A 15,313-nucleotide genomic window follows, 5' to 3' on the forward strand; every position below is an offset into this window, starting at 1 on the left:
TCTCCTTGATCAAAATTCTATTCCAGACCCCGTAATCCCGCGAGTAGGGCGGCACGCGAGATCTCGCCGACATGCAGCACGCGGATGACGCCCTTGCTATCAACGAACAGCGTGGCGGGGAGACCCGCAGATCCGATCGCCGCCGCCGCGTTCTGGTTTGGGTCCAGATGGACGTCTGTCGATCCAAGGTGCTTGCCGTCCAGCCATGCGCGCACCTTCGCCGCGTCCTCGCCCTGGTTGACAAGCAGGATCGGCACGGGCGAGCGCGCCGCTTCTGTAACCATCATCGGCATTTCACGCTGGCACGGCGGACACCACGTCGCCCAGAGATTGATGACAAACGGCTTGCCCATGCGATCGTCGAGGGAGCTTGTTCCGCCATCGAGCGACTGGAGAACGACGCCTTGCGGCAGAGGTCGCTGCGCCGAGGCAAGGAACAATGCGGTGGCAGCGAGGGCAGCCCCGGCGCAGCCCATGAACGCAAGTCCCAGAGGCGGCAGCGCCCGCGATCGTCGTAACGATATGACCAGCACGATCGCGGCGGACACAAGGCCGATCAGTGGCGAGAAACCTCCTTGCCAGACGTAGAGGATGCTCAGGGGTTCGACCGCGAAAGCGGGCCAGTTCTGTGCTACGAAGCCCAGGCGCGCCGCGACGAGGCCGACGAGCAGCGCGCGCCATGCGGCCTTATCGCTGTCCGGGCCATGGCGACGGCCGATCCAGTTCGCCGTCGCCATGAAGACGACGATCCCAAGGACCGCGAACAGCCGCTCCAACGCAAGCGCCAGGGGACCGACGCTAATCACCAGATCGCCCTTCAGGCAGCCGGGTCATCATCGGGATCAGAGTGGAACTCATGCCACATGCCGTTGAGGATGCCGAAACTGACGGCGAGGCCGACACCCAGAACCCAACTGAAATACCACATCGAAGTCGTTCCTTTCAGTAGAAGTCGGGGTTGGTGTCGACGTCCCGCAGCGTGATGCGGCCGAACAGCACCTTGTAGACCCAGGCGGTATAGATGAGCACGATCGGCAGGAAGACGGCCGTCACCGCCAGCATGATGAACAGCGTCACATGGCTGGACGAGGCGTTCCACACGGTCAGGCTGGAGGCCGGGTCGATCGAGCTGGGCAGGATGAACGGGAACATCGACAGGCCCACGGTAGCGATGATGCCCACCGCCCCGATCGACGAGCCACCGAACGCCAGCGCCTCCCGGCCCTTGCGGATACCGATCCATGCCAGCAGCGGACCCGCGAAGCCGAGAATCGGCGCGACCAGCATCCACGGATGCGCGCCGTAATTGTCGAGCCAGGCTCCCGGCGCCGCGACGGTGCCGGACAGCAGCGGGTTGGAGGGGCCGAGCGGATCAGCGCCGTGCGTCAGGCGGAAGCCATAGCCCATGGTCGCAATCATCACGCCGCCGAGCGCGAACAGCAGGATCGACGCACCCGCCGCGATCTGGCCGAAGGTGCGGGCCCGATCGTGAACCGCGCCGCGTTCGATCTTGATCGCGAGCCAACTCGCGCCGTGCAGGACGATCATCGCGACCGAGAGCAGCCCTGCGACCAGCGAGAAAGGATGGAACAGGCCGAGCAGGCTCCCCTCATAGAAGGAGCGCAGGTCGCTATCGAGCCGGAAGGGGATGCCGGTCAGCACGTTGCCGACCGCGACACCGAATACCAGCGCTGGCACGAAGCCGCCGATGAACAGCGCCCAATCCCAGCGGCTCCGCCATGCCGCGTCGGGCTTCTTCGAGCGATATTTGAAGCCCACGGGCCGCAGGATGAGTGCGGCGAGAACGAGGAACATCGCGAGGTAGAAGCCCGAGAAGCTGACCGCATAGACGAACGGCCAGGCCGCGAAGATCGCGCCGCCGCCGAGGATGAACCAGACCTGGTTCCCCTCCCACGTCGCGCCGATCGAGTTGATGACGAGGCGGCGTTCGGCATCGGTCTTCGCGACGAAGGGCAGCAGCGCGGCGGTGCCGAGGTCGAAGCCGTCGGTCAGGGTGAAGCCGATCAGGAGGACACCCATCAGGAGCCACCAGATCAGCCGGAGCGTTTCATAGTCGATGGGAGGTGCCATGACCTGTTCTCCTTATTCGGCAGGAATGGGCGCGTAGCCGTTGGGGCTCGCCGGCGTCGGCGCGGTCGCGCGATGCTCGTCAGGCCCCTTGCGGATCGCCGCCAGCATGAGTCGCACTTCGATGACCGCAAGAGCGCCGTAGAGTAATGTGAAACCGATGATCGTTGTCCAGAGTTGCCCGACGGTCAGGCTCGATGCGGCAAGGAATGTCGGCAAGACCCCTTCGATCGCCCAGGGCTGGCGGCCGACCTCAGCGAGAATCCAGCCAAATTCGATCGCGATCCACGGCAAGGGAATGATCCAGACCGCAGCGCGCAGGAAGGTGCGGCAAAAGCGGTTGTCGCAACCGAAGCGCCGCACCGATGCCATCCAGAACGCCGCGCCGAAGAAGGCGATGAAGAAGAAGCCGAGGCCCGCCATCACGCGGAAAACCCAGAACATGACCGGCACGTTGGGCACGGTCGACCATGCGGCCTTCTCGATCTGCTCGGGTGTCGCAGCCCGCGGATCGGCGACGAAACGCTTAAGAAGCAGGGCGTAACCGAGATCGGCCTTGCTCCGCTCGAATTGCTCGCGCGCGGCCAGGTCGTTCTGGTTGAGCTTCAGCCGTTCCACCGCATCATAGGCCTTGATGCCATGTTCGATACGGTCCTGCGCCTTGGCCACCAGTTCGAAGATACCGGAAACTTCGCCCGTCAGGCTGCGGGTCGAGATGAGGCCGAGCACATAGGGGATCTTGACCTCGAAATAGGTCTCGCGGTCCGCGACGCTCGGAAAGCCAATGACGGCGATGCCTGCAGGTGCCGGCTCAGTGTGCCACATGGCTTCGAGCGAGGCGAGTTTCATCTTCTGGTTATCGGTAAGCGCGTAACCACTTTCGTCACCCAGCACGACGACCGACAGCGAGGAAGCAAGGCCGAAAGCGGCCGCCACGGTGAAGCTGCGTTTCGCCACCGCCGTCCACTTGCCCTTGAGCAGATACCAGGCCGAGACGCCGAGCACGAAGACCGAGGCGCAGACATAGCCCGCGCTCACTGTATGCACGAATTTCGCCTGCGCGATCGGGTTGAACAGAACCGCCATGAAGTCGGAGACTTCCATGCGCATCGTCGCGGGATTGAAGCGCGATCCGACCGGGTTCTGCATCCAGCCATTGGCGACCAGAATCCACAGCGCCGAGAGGTTGGAGCCGAGCGCGACCATGAAGGTGGTCAGCAGATGCCCGACCCTGGACAATTTGTCCCATCCGAAAAACATGAGACCCACGAAGGTCGCTTCGAGGAAGAAGGCCATCAACCCTTCGATGGCGAGCGGCGCCCCGAAGATGTCGCCGACATAGTGCGAATAGTAGGACCAGTTGGTGCCGAACTGGAATTCCATGGTGATCCCGGTAGCGACGCCGAGCACAAAGTTGATGCCGAACAGCTTGCCCCAGAAGCGCGTGACGGTCCGCCATATCTCCCGGCCCGTCATCACATAGATGCTCTCCATGATGACCAGTATGAAGGAGAGGCCAAGGGTCAACGGAACGAAGAGAAAGTGGTAGAGTGCTGTCAGCGCGAATTGCAGCCGGGAGAGTTCGATCACGGCCATGTCCATGGCAAGACTCCTTGCATTCCGGCCCGGCTTTGCATGGTCGCCATGAGTCGGTTGAAAAGATTATGGTTAGCCATTACGCGTAAGCGAGTATATGAGCAACCAAATTGATCGACCGGGCGCGGCGCTTTTCTGGACCGCGGATAGCGGCGCGGCCATTCTCATGGCTGCCGCGCTCGCTGCTGGTGTCGTGGCAGCCGCGCGGGGCGCTCCTGGAAATCTGCTGCTCGCCGTGGGGGGACTGATTGCCGCTGCCTTGCTTCGCGCCGCGATACAGATCGGTGCGACCGACGCCGGCGAAGCCGCGGCCATGGCCGCCAAGGCGAACTGGCGAAAGCGCGTCTATCCCTGCATCCTCGTCGCGGCGCCGGGCGATCGCCGGATGCTGGGCGAAACGGTCGCCGATGCCGTCGACCGCATCGAGGACCTGGGCGGTTTCCATGCCCGCTTCCAGCCACTCCGCCGCGCAGCGGTCCTCTCTCCCCTCGTCATCGCGGTTGCCGCCACCTTCGCAAGCTGGGTCGCCGGTGCGATCATGCTGGCGACGCTCGTGCCTTTTGCCTTGGGCATGGCGCTCGCGGGCACGGCGGCCGCCCGTGCCGCCGCGCGCCAGCTTGACGCGCTCAGCCGCCTGTCGGGCCTGTTCGTCGACCGGGTGCGGGCCTTGCCGGTCATCGTCGGCTTCGGCGCGCAGGATCGCATTGGGGGGCACCTTGCCGACGCTACCCGTGAGGTCGCGGTGCGAACGATCGACGTGCTGAAGGTCGCGTTCGTATCGAGCGCGATCATCGAATTCTTCGCGGCGCTGTCGGTGGCGCTGGTCGCGCTCTATTGCGGCTTCAATCTGCTCGGCATCCTGCCTTTCCCGGCCCCTGAGAAGCTGACCCTGGGCCAAGCCCTTTTCGTTCTCATTCTCGCGCCCGAATTCTATCTCCCCATGCGCCGGCTTGCTGCGGCCTATCACGACAAGCAGGTTGGAGAGGCGGCCGTCGAACGCCTGGAAGCCATCGCGCCCGCTGCTCCATCGCGATCGCGGCACCCGCTCGAAGGTCCGCCCGCGCTACGCTTCAACGACGTGGTCATCGACTATGGCGAGACGGCGATTGGTCCGTTCACGCTGGACGTAGCCGCAGGCACCAGTTTCGCGCTGCGCGGGGCCACCGGAAGCGGAAAATCGAGCCTGCTTCATGCGCTGCTGGGACTGGCGCCGATCGGCAGGGGACGGATTCTGATCGACGAGCGAGACGCGGCCGACGTCGAGCTTCCCGGCCATATAGGCTGGGCGGGGCAATCGGTCGCGTTCATCCCCGGAACGCTCGCCGACAATATCCGCCTTGCACGCCCGGAGGCTGGTGACGCCGAGGTTGAAGCAGCCGCACGTTCTGCCGGCCTTGGACCGATGATCGCGGCGCGCGGGGAAGGCTTGGGGCTACCGCTCGACCATCGCGGTTCGGGCCTGTCGGGCGGCGAACGCCGCCGCGTTGGCATTGCGCGCGTGCTGCTGAAGGACGCGCCGCTCTGGCTGCTCGATGAGCCGACGGCGGATCTCGATGCAAGGTCAGCGGCTGACATCGCCCGGATATTGGCGTCGGCCGCGAAGGGGCGCACAGTCTTCATGGTGACGCACAGTACCGAGCTGGCTGCGATTGCCGACAACGAAATGATGCTGGCATGAGCCGCGCAGACATGGACCGGCTGCTGCGCGAAGCCATCGGCCCTGAACGCCGCGCTTTCCGTATCGCGGGGGCGCTCGCTGCTGCCGCGACGATCGCTGCGGTCCTTCTGCTGGGCCTGTCGGGATGGTTCATCACCGGTGCGGCGCTCGCCGGCCTTGGCGGTGTGCTGGCCGCGCAGGGCTTCAACTATCTCCTGCCGAGCGCGATGATCCGGCTGCTCGCGATCATAAGGACGACGGCGCGCTATGGGGAGCGGCTCTATGGTCATCGCGCGGCCTTGATGGCGCTCGCGATAGTCCGCGCGCGCCTGTTCGACCGCATCCTGTCGGTTCGCGACGTGCGGGCCGTATCGGCGGGCGATACCGTGACCCGGCTCGTTCAGGACATCGGTGCGCTCGAAGACAGCCTGGTTCGCAAGCCGGCGCTCCCCGCCGCCCTTGCCGGTGCGGTGATCGGCCTTGCCCTTGTAGGGCTCGCAAGCCCTTGGGCCAGCCTTGCCTTGCTGGTGCTCCTCGCTGGCCTCGCCGCGTGGGCGCACCTGGCGGCTCCCCGAATGCTCGCGATCGCCGCGACCGACAACGCGGTGGCGCTGGCGCGACTGAAGGCGAGCATGATCGACTATACGTCGGCTTCGCCTGAAATCCTGGCCTATGATCTGGCCCCCGCGATCGAGCGAAGCCTGGCGATCGAGACGGCCGAACTGGACAGCGCGCGTCGCCGTTTCGCACGCGGGGAAGCGATCATCGACGCGGGGCTAACCCTTGGCGGGGGTCTCGCGATGGGTGCTGTCCTCGCGATCTCCAACGCTCCCTTGCCCATGACGGTGCTGGCCGTGCTGGCGGCCGCGGGTGCGATCGAGGCCATGTCCGGCTATGTGCGCGGTGTATCGCGGGGCGCGCTCGTCATGGCCGCCTTCGCGCGTTTGGACGACATGGCGGGCCGACATCCGATGCCTGCCCTGGCAGGAATCTCGTTTGGGCCGGTCGGGCGGACCATCGCTCTGGATCGCGATGGCGTGCATGTCCGGCTCGAGGCTGGCGAGCGCTTGGGGATTGCGGGGCAATCCGGCAGCGGCAAGACCAGCCTTCTCGAAACGCTCGCCGGGATTCGGCCTGCTGATTCCGATTGCGGCATTCGCCTCGACGGCCAGCCCCTTTGCGCGCTGCCGCCCGAAGCGGTGCGGGCGGCGTTCGCGCTATCGCCGCAGGATGCCCAGCTCTTGTCGGGAACGGTTCGCGACAATCTGCGTGTGGCGCGCCCCGGCCTCAGCGACGATCAGCTTTGGGCGGCGTTGGAAGTGGCCTGCCTCGCGATCGACGTGCGCGCGATGCCGCATGGGCTGGATCACTGGGTCGGCGATGGCGGCGCGCGTTTGTCGGGCGGGCAATGCAAGCGGCTGTCGATCGCCCGCGCCGTTCTCGCAGGCAAGCCCTGGCTGTTGCTCGATGAGCCGAGCGAAGGGCTCGATATTGTGACGGAAACGCGGCTTGCACGCCGGCTCGACACCTGGCTGCGTGAGACGGGAACCGGCCTTGTCGTCGTGAGCCACAGGCGGGCATTGCTGGCGCTTGGAGGCGAAGGCCGCATCATCGAACTTCGCGCGTGACGACGCGGGCGTGCTTATCATCGAAGCGTCGTCAAAGGCGCGATCACAAGATCCTGGCGAAGGTCGCGGCCGATCCCCGTGCGCGCGCATGCGTGTTCCTGGTTCCAGGTGGCGTTGCTTGAGACGAAATGCCCGACAGAGCGCAGAGCAGCGTCGCGGTGCTTTTCAGGGTCTCCGGCGCCAGGCTGTAGAAGACGAGCTTGGCTTCGCGGCGCGTCTGCACCAGCTCGGCCTTGCGCAGGATGCCAAGCTGCTGCGACAGCCCCGGTTGGCCGATGCCGGTCATGGCTTCGAGTTCACCGACCGATTTCTCGCCATTCTCGAGCAGCGTCCGCATGAGCTTCAGCCGCACCTCATGCGCGAGCGCCTTGAGAATGTCGGTGATCGCATCGAGTTCGGTGTCGGTGAAGGTCGTCACTTGCCTGCCTCTTTGTGCTTGTCGGGCCGTGTCCGGTGGAACCAGCAGGCGTCGCCTGCCGCATCGAGCGCGGAGTCTTGATCCTGATAGGGTGGAAGCAGCACGTCATCGCCGGGGCGCCAGCCTTCGGGCGTGACCACATTGTCGCTGTCGACCCTTTGCAGCGCGGCGACGACGCGCAGCAGCTCCTCCACTGATCGGCCGATAGTGGCCGGGTAGCAGAGCTTGGCGCGGATGATGCCGTCGGGGTCGATGAAGAAGGTCGCGCGCAGCGTGGCGGAGTCAGGCGCATCGTCCGCGATCATCCCGTAAGCGTGGCCGATGACCATCGAGGGATCTTCGACGATCGGAAAACCGACCGTGACACCGAAATGCTCATGGATCGCCCGTATCCATCCGAGGTGCGAATAGAGGCTGTCGACCGAGATCGCGACCAGAGCGCAATTCAGCGCCTTGAACCGCTCTCCGGCGCGTGAGAGCGCGACGAATTCACTGGTGCAGACCGGCGTGAAGTCCGCGGGATGCGAGAACAGCAACACCCATCGGCCACGATAATCTGACAGGCTCATTTCGCCCATGGTCGTGCGCGCCTGGAAATTGGGTGCGGCATCGCCGATCTGGACCGGCGAACACACGCCACTCTCATTTGCGCTGGGATTCAAATTTCCTACTCCTGAAGGGAGGCGAGTCTTGAACCGGCTTTTTTACACGGTTACATCATGCGGGTAAACGATTAAGCAGTGCTTGCGGTTTCACAGGAGGGCCATCCGCATGTCTGATTCCCAGCTGGTGGTTTGCCCGGTTTGCGCGAGCATCAACCGGGTTCCCGGTGCGAAGATCGGTGCTGCGCCCAATTGTGGACGATGCTCGATGCCGTTGTTCCAGGGCCAGCCTGTCGATGTCGATCAGGCGGCATTCGACCGTCACATCGGGCGCGGAAGCCTGCCTGTGCTCGTCGATTTCTGGGCGAGTTGGTGCGGGCCGTGCCGCGCCATGGCGCCGGCGTTCAAGGCCGCTGCCGCCGATCTGGAGCCGCATGTCCGGTTGCTGAAGGTCGACACCGAGGCCGAGCAGGGCATAGCCGGGCGTTACCGCATCCAGTCGATCCCGACGCTGATACTCTTCAAGGGCGGCCGAGAGGTCGCGCGGCAGGCCGGCGCTATGGACCGCGGGCGACTCGTCGCATGGGTCAGGCAGACTCTTGCCAGCGCCTGATTCGGGTCTCTATCACCCCTACACTTAGCCTAAATGATGCTTTGTGGCGTTTGTACGCCCGCTCTGGCGCGCCGCGAATCCGGCCTTAGCCGCCAAATTTGGAAAAGATTGAAAAATCCGGTCAGAGGTATTAAGTTTATCGTGTTTTCACGATTAAATGAATTATGTATTCAATGTCTGTCAGATACTCAGGTACAGGAGACGATAAAATGACAGATCAGGCCACCCCCTCCATGCCCCGGATCAACGAACCGGCGCCCGCCTTCAAGGCCAAAACCACCCACGGCGAACGCTCGCTCGACGATTACAAGGGCAAGTGGCTCGTCCTCTTTTCCCACCCCGCGGACTTCACCCCGGTCTGTACGACCGAGTTCATGGGCTTCGCCAAGGCGGCGGACCGTTTCAAGGCGCTCAACTGCGAACTGCTGGGCCTCTCCATCGACTCCGTGCATTCGCACATCGCCTGGATGCGCAGTATCGAGGAGAAGTTCGGGGTCGAGATCCCGTTTCCGATCATCGACGACCTGTCGATGATCGTCGCGAAGGCCTTCGGCATGATCCATCCCGGCGCCTCGGACACCTCGGCGGTTCGGGCCACTTTCATCATCGATCCCGAGGGCATCATCCGCGCGATGGTCTACTACCCGATGTCGAACGGCCGTTCGGTCGATGAATTCGTCCGCCTGCTCACCGCGCTTCAGACGTCCGATGCCAACAAGATCGCGACGCCTGAAAACTGGCAGCCCGGTGAGCCGGTGATCGTGCCACCGCCTGCCACGGCTGAAGCCGCCAAGGCCCGCAAGGACGAGGGCTACGATTACACCGACTGGTACTTCAGCAAGAAGGCACTCTGAGCCGGTCGGGCCGGCTCCGCGCAGCACCTCTCCCCCTGAGCGCGGAGCCGGCACACCCGGTTATCGAATGAAAGGACAAGACCATGGCCGACCCGCAAATCCGTGAAGCCACCCGCATCGTCGAGGCCGCGAGCAATGCGCGGCCCGCGGTCATTCGCAGTTTCTTCGACGAGGACACGTTCACCGTGACCCACGTCATCTCCGATCCCGCGACCGCCAGGGCCGCGATCATCGACAGCGTGCTCGACTTCGACCCGGCATCGGGGCGCACTTCCTTCGCGTCGGCCGACAAGGTGATCGACTATATCCAGAGCGAAGGCCTGGAGGTCGAATGGCTGCTCGAAACGCACGCCCATGCGGACCATCTCTCGGCCGCGCCCTATCTGCAGGAAAAGCTGGGTGGGACGCTGGCGATCGGTCGCCATATCCTCACGGTGCAGGAGGTGTTCGGCAAGATCTTCAATGAGGGCACGCGCTTCGCCCGCGACGGCTCGCAGTTCGACCGCCTGTTCGATGACGGCGACCGCTTCCAGGTCGGGTCGATCGAGGCGATCGCGCTGCATGTTCCGGGCCACACACCAGCCGACATGGCCTATGTGATCGGCGACGCGGCCTTCATCGGCGACACGCTGTTCATGCCTGACTATGGCACCGCGCGCGCCGATTTTCCCGGCGGTGATGCGCGCACCCTCTATCGGTCCATCCGGCGCCTGCTCTCGCTGCCCGATCAGACGGGCGTGTATCTCTGCCACGATTACAAGGCCCCTGGGCGCGACACTTATGCCTGGGAGACGTCGGTGGGCGAGGAGCGCGAACATAACGTCCATGTGCGCGACGGGGTGAGCGAGGACCAGTTTGTCGCCATGCGCGAGGCGCGCGACGCGACGCTCGACATGCCCCGGCTGATCCTGCCGTCGATTCAGGTCAACATGCGCGGCGGCCATATGCCGGAGCCGGAGAGCAACGGCACCAGCTATCTGAAGCTCCCGGTTAACACGCTGTAAGGCCATGACGCTCGAACCCATCCAATATCTGCTGGGGGCCGGATCGGGTTCGCTCGTCGGCTTCACCCTGGGTCTCGTGGGCGGCGGCGGGTCAATCCTCGCCGTCCCCCTCATGGTCTATCTGGTCGGTGTTGCCTCGCCTCATGTCGCTATAGGGACCAGCGCACTCGCGGTCGCCGTCAATGCCGGCGCGAACCTCGTCCCCCATGCCCGCCAGCGCACGATCAAATGGCGCTGCGCGGGCATGTTCGCGGCCGCAGGCGTCGTGGGCGCCTATGCCGGGTCGACGCTCGGCAAGGCGTTTGACGGGCAGAAGCTGCTCTTCCTGTTCGCGCTGCTGATGATCCTCGTCGGCGCGCTGATGTTGAAAAGCCGCGGCGATCCCGGCAATCCCGATGTCCAGTGCGAGCGCGAGAACGCGCCCAAGGTGATCGGCTATGGCGGCGCGACGGGTCTGTTCTCGGGTTTCTTTGGCATCGGCGGCGGTTTCCTGATCGTGCCCGGGCTTATGGCCTCGACAGGGATGCCGATGCGCAATGCGGTCGGCTCGTCGCTGGTTGCCGTCACCGCCTTCGGCCTCACGGCCGCGCTCAACTACGCCTTTTCCGGCCTGGTCGATTGGCTGCTTGCCGCGACGTTCATCGGCGGCGGCGTGATCGGCGGCCTTGTCGGTGCCGCGCTCTCGCAACGGCTCTCTGCCCACAAGGGTGCGCTCAACACGATCTTCGCCCTGCTGATCTTCGTGGTCGCCGCCTATATGCTGTGGCAGAGCGCATCCGCCATCTTGCACGGAATTTGAGCAATCATAATCGGAGGATTATGTCGAACGATGCTGGCAAGGATGCGCGCTCGGCTCCCGCGATATGGATGAGCGGTGCGCTATCCAGCGTCAGCCGCGCATCGGGACAGTGCCGGCGATGCGGCGTGCCTGCCCCAGCATCGGCTTCATCCAGAATCGGCCGGTCACAGATTTTCGTGCGGTGTATGTGTAGCCCGTTTCAACAGAATCGCGAAGGTGCGCCGTTCAATTGGCACGGCCTTCGGCTAATCGTGACCCCGCCCTGGGAATCGCGGCACCGACCGTGATTTTCAATCCTCCTGCCCGCCGCGCGGGACCGCTTTCAGGAAATCGTTGAGGTCCATGGGGAAGGGAAAGACAATCGTCGAGCTGCGCTCGTTGGCGATCACGTTGAGAGTCGAGAGATAGCGAAGCTGCATCGCTTCGGGTTTCAGGCCCAGGATTTCGGCGGCTTCGAGCAGCTTTTGCGCCGCCTGCTGTTCGCCCTCGGCGTTGATGATCTTGGCGCGCCGCTCGCGTTCAGCTTCGGCCTGGCGCGCGATGGCCCGAACCATCGATTCATCGATGTCGACATGCTTGATCTCGACATTGGCGACCTTGATCCCCCAGGCATCGGTCTGCGCGTCGAGGATCTTCTGGATGTCGGCGTTGAGCTTGTCCCGCTCGGCCAGCATATCGTCCAGTTCATGCTTGCCGAGGACCGAGCGCAGCGTGGTCTGGGCCAGTTCGCTGGTCGCCTGCATGAAGTTCTCGACCTGGATCGTCGCCCGCTCGGGGTCGATCACGCGGAAATAGATCACCGCGCTCACCCGGACCGAAACATTGTCGCGTGAGATCACGTCCTGCGTCGGCACGTCGAGCACCACCGTTCTGAGATCCATCCGGACCATCTGCTGGACATAGGGAACAAGCAGGATGAGGCCGGGGCCCTTGACGGCCGTGAAGCGGCCGAGCGTGCCCGGCTGGCCGAAGCCGGGCGCGATCCTGTCAACACACGGCGCGTCACCAATATCGGGACGTTCCGCGCTTATGTGATTGCCTATCTGCGCGCTCATGCCCGGATTGCGCAAGGCATGACGCAACTGGTGCGCCAGCTCCAGCCGACACCGCAAGGCCTGCCGCTGGAAGTCTATTGCTTCACCAGCACCACCGCCTGGGCCGAATATGAAAGCATTCAGGCCGATATCTTCGACCATTTGCTGGCGATCCTGCCCGAGTTCGATTTGCGGCTGTTCCAGGAACCCAGTGGGCTCGATATGTGGAAGTTGCATCCATTATCGAGAAAAACCAACGTCCTGCTCGGAGAGTGAACTATTCCGGATTTTGAATCAATGGGTTGAGCGTCAATGCTGCCACTGCCACCGACCGCTTTCAATTCGCTGATACGGAAGTGATTAAGAGCCTCAACTTTCGGCGAAGCCCTGCAAGGCAAACGGGTTGAGGAATTGCCGCCCCCACAGGAGGGCGCGGTCAACCTGAGATAGTCCGGCTTCGTCGCAAACAGCGTCCCAGTTCGCGTGGATCGCGGCAATCTGGTCGTCCATGATCTTCCGCGCACGATCCTGACTCAGCAGGAAGTTCGGCGCGGCTTCGAGGCAGACGGTGAGCTGGCTCAGCCGCTTGCCGCCAACGATCAGCATGGCCTGCGATGCCTCGCCGCCGGTGCGGCCTTGCGGGCAGATGTCATAAGCAGGCGTCAGCGTCAGCGACTTGCCGTCCCAGAACGCGGCATGATTGCGTGCATGATCGTCGGTATTGCCTGAGAGGATGTTGAACACGATCCGGCCAAACAACTCTTCGAGCGTCGCCTTGGGACCGGTGAAGCGATGGCGCACGATCTCCGCCAAGTCCTCATAGCTCGCATAGCGCGCTTCGGTTTCGTCGAGTTCGAGCATGGTCAGCGTCGAGACGATGGCGCGGCGCATCCAGCCCCTTGGGCCTTGTTGCCGGTCGAAGCGCTCGATCAGCAGCACGTCCTTGCCGAGCCCCGTGGTCAGTTCGACATGGGCCACGTCGAGGCCCACCAGCCTGGCCATCCGCATGGCGATGAATTCCGCTTTCACGACATTGTAAAGGTCGTTGCTCGCTGAAAATTTGGCGATGAATTTTCGGGTCTTGGCGTCAATCAGCGCCTTCGGGCGCGCGCCGCCCAGCGACGTGCCGTGTTGGAGCGCCTGATCGAGATCGGGCGAAAGCGAAACGCCCTTTTCCACCCGCTCCGCCGATTGCATCAGCTCTTCGAGCGACGCGTTCTGCCGTGCGCGCGGAACATAGTCGGTCGGCGAGAGCTGGAAATCGAGCGCGCCGACCCGGTCGGAACCGGATTCCAGCAGATAGGTCAGCTCGTCGAGATCGGCGTTTGCGTCGTTGCCCTTCGTGCCGAGCATGCGGTTGATGATGACCCGCCGCCCCCAGGCATCGGGCGAGCCGTCGCGGATGCAGCTTGGCAGCAGCATCCGGTCGTGCGGCGGCTGGATACCGGCCTTGAGCGGAAGCTCGGGATCATAAATCGGAACCGCGTCCTTGCGGGCCAGATAGCTCTGGCCATAATTGAAGGCGAGACGACCGTCCGGCTGGCGGCTCAACAGACCTGCGACCACCGGCTCCACTGCGCCAGGCAGCCATATCCAGACATAGGCCTCGTCATGGCGGCGTTCAGAAGTCATCGCGCACCGCCGTGGTCCTGGGTTTGCGGACCTTCTTGGGAAGCAGGCTGAGTTTTTCGGCCTGCTCCGCCATGCGCGTGGCCAGACGCCCCCTATCCTCTTCGAACAAGGATACGCCGACAATCGTCGCGGCCTCGAACACCGCGCCGATCTCGCAGCGCGGATCGCCGTTTTCGATCCGGCGCAGCATGTCGCGGGAAATGCCGACACGTTCGGCCAGTTCGACCATGCTCAGCTTCCGCTCGATCCGGCCTATCCGGATGAGCTGTCCAAGCGTGGCGATGGCTTCCCGTCCATAGCGGGAATAAGTCCGATCGATGGTCGAGTGTTTTGCGCGCGGCATGGCTGCATCCTTTATATCCAAGGATGCCGAAAATGGGATCAAATGTCAAGAATATGGCTTATATATAAGCCTTATAGGTTTATTTGGTGTTTATATAAGTCATTTCCAAAGCCTATGGTGATATCCGGCACTGAGCTTCCGGCAGGAATTCCAGCGAATATCCGCTGGAAGCCATGGACGCGGGCATCGCCGCCTGGCGTGCGCCAGCACCGCGTTCGGCTGAGGAAATCATCGAACCGGTTTCCGACACGACCTTTCTTCACCTCTTCGGTCACGATGCCCCTTCCCGCTGTCGCTTGTAGACGGTCCTGGCGTGCACCATCTGGGCAATGCTGACGAAGAATGAGGATTACCGGGATCCGGCCTGATCGACAGGCCGACATCAATGCCGGCCCGGCAGCATGCGGCGCAAGGTATCGTCCTTGACGATGTAATGATGGAAGAGAGCGGCAAGAGCATGGAAGCCGATCAGGAAATATCCGATGGTCCCGACGGTCTCGTGCCAATCCTTCACCTGTCCCGCCAAGGTCTTGCTCTGGCCGACAAGAGCCGGCAGTTCGAGGCCAAAGAATGGAATCGGCTTGCCCGACGCGCTCAGAATAACCCAGCCCGCCAAGGGCATCGCCAACATGAACGCATAGAGCGCAAGATGCGTCGCGTTGGCCAGAAGCGCCTGCCATGCTGACGGTTCCGGCGTGACTGGCGGCTTGCGCTGGCTAAGGCGCGCTACCAAGCGGATGATGACCAATGCCAGAACAGCGAGCCCGAGCATGAAATGCCAGGATTTCAGCCCTTCACGCATGTCGGTTCCCTTGGGATAGTTCTCCCGCAGGAGAATGGCCGCATAAACCGCCGAGATCAGCAGCACCATGAGCCAGTGCAGAGTGATCGACAGGGAAGAGAAACGCTGACGGATATCGGTTGTACTCATTGCGAACCTCACATCATCTTTCATGCTGCCGTCGAGACGAGCAAAATGCCTTGATCTTCCTCAAGCACCTTTGCGCCGAAAAACGGGTGGAACCGAAAATGTCGGACCTGCCAA

Annotated in this window: 16 protein-coding genes and 1 pseudogene; 7 read left to right on the forward strand and 10 right to left on the reverse strand. The window is 63.4% G+C overall.

Annotated elements, in window-relative coordinates; translation table 11 throughout:
• Positions 1-17: 17 nt before the first annotated feature.
• From NP825_RS22470 to NP825_RS22485, 4 genes are read right to left on the reverse strand one after another with little or no spacing between them, the layout of a single operon-like run.
• Positions 18-776 (reverse strand): prolipoprotein diacylglyceryl transferase family protein, encoded by a 759-nt coding sequence (locus NP825_RS22470; RefSeq protein WP_374046579.1) that lies wholly within the window; start codon positions 774-776, stop codon positions 18-20.
• Between the two features lie 41 nt (positions 777-817).
• Positions 818-928 carry a cytochrome bd-I oxidase subunit CydX gene (cydX, locus tag NP825_RS22475; protein ID WP_015460560.1) on the reverse strand — a complete coding sequence of 37 codons (111 nt, stop codon included), beginning with the start codon at positions 926-928 and terminating at the stop codon, positions 818-820.
• Between the two features lie 14 nt (positions 929-942).
• Positions 943-2,091, reverse strand: coding sequence for a cytochrome d ubiquinol oxidase subunit II (gene cydB / locus NP825_RS22480; RefSeq protein WP_015460559.1), 1,149 nt, complete (start codon positions 2,089-2,091; stop codon positions 943-945).
• A 12-nt stretch (positions 2,092-2,103) separates the two neighbouring features.
• Complete coding sequence (locus NP825_RS22485) at positions 2,104-3,690, reverse strand: cytochrome ubiquinol oxidase subunit I (RefSeq protein WP_015460558.1); 1,587 nt, start codon at positions 3,688-3,690, stop codon at positions 2,104-2,106.
• Positions 3,691-3,781: 91 nt separating this feature from the next.
• Here NP825_RS22485 and cydD point away from each other — a divergent pair, with 91 nt between their 5' ends.
• Positions 3,782-5,362, forward strand: coding sequence for a thiol reductant ABC exporter subunit CydD (cydD, locus tag NP825_RS22490; protein WP_015460557.1), 1,581 nt, complete (start codon positions 3,782-3,784; stop codon positions 5,360-5,362).
• Complete coding sequence (locus tag NP825_RS22495; RefSeq protein ID WP_015460556.1) at positions 5,359-6,969, forward strand: amino acid ABC transporter ATP-binding/permease protein; 1,611 nt, start codon at positions 5,359-5,361, stop codon at positions 6,967-6,969. Before cydD ends, NP825_RS22495 begins: the two co-directional genes overlap by 4 nt.
• A gap of 43 nt (positions 6,970-7,012) precedes the next feature.
• Here the strand turns inward: NP825_RS22495 and NP825_RS22500 are convergent, their stop codons facing one another.
• Together NP825_RS22500 and NP825_RS22505 are read right to left on the reverse strand one after the other, a co-directional pair.
• Entirely contained in the window at positions 7,013-7,387 is a 375-nt protein-coding gene (locus NP825_RS22500; RefSeq protein ID WP_015460555.1) for a helix-turn-helix transcriptional regulator, read from the reverse strand.
• Positions 7,384-8,049, reverse strand: coding sequence for a peroxiredoxin (locus NP825_RS22505; RefSeq protein ID WP_041865632.1), 666 nt, complete (start codon positions 8,047-8,049; stop codon positions 7,384-7,386). The genes NP825_RS22500 and NP825_RS22505 overlap by 4 nt, the downstream gene beginning before the upstream one ends.
• Positions 8,050-8,158: 109 nt before the next feature.
• On the opposite strand from NP825_RS22505, the gene trxC reads away from it, so the two are divergent.
• The 4 genes from trxC (at position 8,159) to NP825_RS22525 (ending at position 11,259) form a co-directional block, all read left to right on the forward strand.
• Positions 8,159-8,602 (forward strand): thioredoxin TrxC, encoded by a 444-nt coding sequence (gene trxC, locus NP825_RS22510; protein WP_041865631.1) that lies wholly within the window; start codon positions 8,159-8,161, stop codon positions 8,600-8,602.
• Between the two features lie 209 nt (positions 8,603-8,811).
• Positions 8,812-9,456, forward strand: a complete 645-nt coding sequence (locus tag NP825_RS22515) for a peroxiredoxin (RefSeq protein WP_015460552.1) — start codon at positions 8,812-8,814, stop codon at positions 9,454-9,456.
• Positions 9,457-9,539: 83 nt separating this feature from the next.
• Positions 9,540-10,460 (forward strand): MBL fold metallo-hydrolase, encoded by a 921-nt coding sequence (locus tag NP825_RS22520; RefSeq protein ID WP_015460551.1) that lies wholly within the window; start codon positions 9,540-9,542, stop codon positions 10,458-10,460.
• A gap of 4 nt (positions 10,461-10,464) precedes the next feature.
• Positions 10,465-11,259 carry a sulfite exporter TauE/SafE family protein gene (locus NP825_RS22525; protein ID WP_015460550.1) on the forward strand — a complete coding sequence of 265 codons (795 nt, stop codon included), beginning with the start codon at positions 10,465-10,467 and terminating at the stop codon, positions 11,257-11,259.
• 290 nt (positions 11,260-11,549) lie between these two features.
• Here the strand turns inward: NP825_RS22525 and NP825_RS22530 are convergent, their stop codons facing one another.
• Positions 11,550-12,314, reverse strand: coding sequence for a slipin family protein (locus tag NP825_RS22530; protein WP_015460549.1), 765 nt, complete (start codon positions 12,312-12,314; stop codon positions 11,550-11,552).
• Between NP825_RS22530 and NP825_RS22535 the strand changes: the two are divergent.
• Positions 12,216-12,569: pseudogene (locus tag NP825_RS22535) on the forward strand (hypothetical protein); the annotation flags it as partial. The gene NP825_RS22530 and the pseudogene NP825_RS22535 overlap by 99 nt on opposite strands.
• Before the next feature lie 93 nt (positions 12,570-12,662).
• Here NP825_RS22535 and NP825_RS22540 read toward each other — a convergent pair.
• The 3 genes from NP825_RS22540 to NP825_RS22550 form a co-directional block, all read right to left on the reverse strand.
• Positions 12,663-13,925 carry a type II toxin-antitoxin system HipA family toxin gene (locus tag NP825_RS22540; protein WP_015460547.1) on the reverse strand — a complete coding sequence of 421 codons (1,263 nt, stop codon included), beginning with the start codon at positions 13,923-13,925 and terminating at the stop codon, positions 12,663-12,665.
• Positions 13,915-14,268, reverse strand: coding sequence for a helix-turn-helix transcriptional regulator (locus tag NP825_RS22545; protein WP_015460546.1), 354 nt, complete (start codon positions 14,266-14,268; stop codon positions 13,915-13,917). Before NP825_RS22545 ends, NP825_RS22540 begins: the two co-directional genes overlap by 11 nt.
• A gap of 382 nt (positions 14,269-14,650) precedes the next feature.
• Positions 14,651-15,199, reverse strand: coding sequence for a cytochrome b (locus tag NP825_RS22550; RefSeq protein WP_257551741.1), 549 nt, complete (start codon positions 15,197-15,199; stop codon positions 14,651-14,653).
• Positions 15,200-15,313 lie beyond the last annotated feature (114 nt).

The sequence above is a fragment of the Sphingopyxis sp. DBS4 genome (genome assembly GCF_024628865.1).
Lineage (GTDB): Bacteria > Pseudomonadota > Alphaproteobacteria > Sphingomonadales > Sphingomonadaceae > Sphingopyxis.

Excerpts from the sequence above, each read along its gene's own strand:
- cydX (WP_015460560.1), bottom strand. The coding sequence starts at position 928 with ATGTGGTATTTCAGTTGGGTTCTGGGTGTCGGCCTCGCCGTCAGTTTC.
- cydB (WP_015460559.1), bottom strand. The coding sequence starts at position 2,091 with ATGGCACCTCCCATCGACTATGAAACGCTCCGGCTGATCTGGTGGCTC.
- NP825_RS22485 (WP_015460558.1), bottom strand. The coding sequence starts at position 3,690 with ATGGACATGGCCGTGATCGAACTCTCCCGGCTGCAATTCGCGCTGACA.
- cydD (WP_015460557.1), top strand. The coding sequence starts at position 3,782 with ATGAGCAACCAAATTGATCGACCGGGCGCGGCGCTTTTCTGGACCGCG.
- NP825_RS22495 (WP_015460556.1), top strand. The coding sequence starts at position 5,359 with ATGAGCCGCGCAGACATGGACCGGCTGCTGCGCGAAGCCATCGGCCCT.
- trxC (WP_041865631.1), top strand. The coding sequence starts at position 8,159 with ATGTCTGATTCCCAGCTGGTGGTTTGCCCGGTTTGCGCGAGCATCAAC.
- NP825_RS22515 (WP_015460552.1), top strand. The coding sequence starts at position 8,812 with ATGACAGATCAGGCCACCCCCTCCATGCCCCGGATCAACGAACCGGCG.
- NP825_RS22520 (WP_015460551.1), top strand. The coding sequence starts at position 9,540 with ATGGCCGACCCGCAAATCCGTGAAGCCACCCGCATCGTCGAGGCCGCG.
- NP825_RS22525 (WP_015460550.1), top strand. The coding sequence starts at position 10,465 with ATGACGCTCGAACCCATCCAATATCTGCTGGGGGCCGGATCGGGTTCG.
- NP825_RS22530 (WP_015460549.1), bottom strand. The coding sequence starts at position 12,314 with ATGAGCGCGCAGATAGGCAATCACATAAGCGCGGAACGTCCCGATATT.
- NP825_RS22540 (WP_015460547.1), bottom strand. The coding sequence starts at position 13,925 with ATGACTTCTGAACGCCGCCATGACGAGGCCTATGTCTGGATATGGCTG.
- NP825_RS22545 (WP_015460546.1), bottom strand. The coding sequence starts at position 14,268 with ATGCCGCGCGCAAAACACTCGACCATCGATCGGACTTATTCCCGCTAT.
- NP825_RS22550 (WP_257551741.1), bottom strand. The coding sequence starts at position 15,199 with ATGAGTACAACCGATATCCGTCAGCGTTTCTCTTCCCTGTCGATCACT.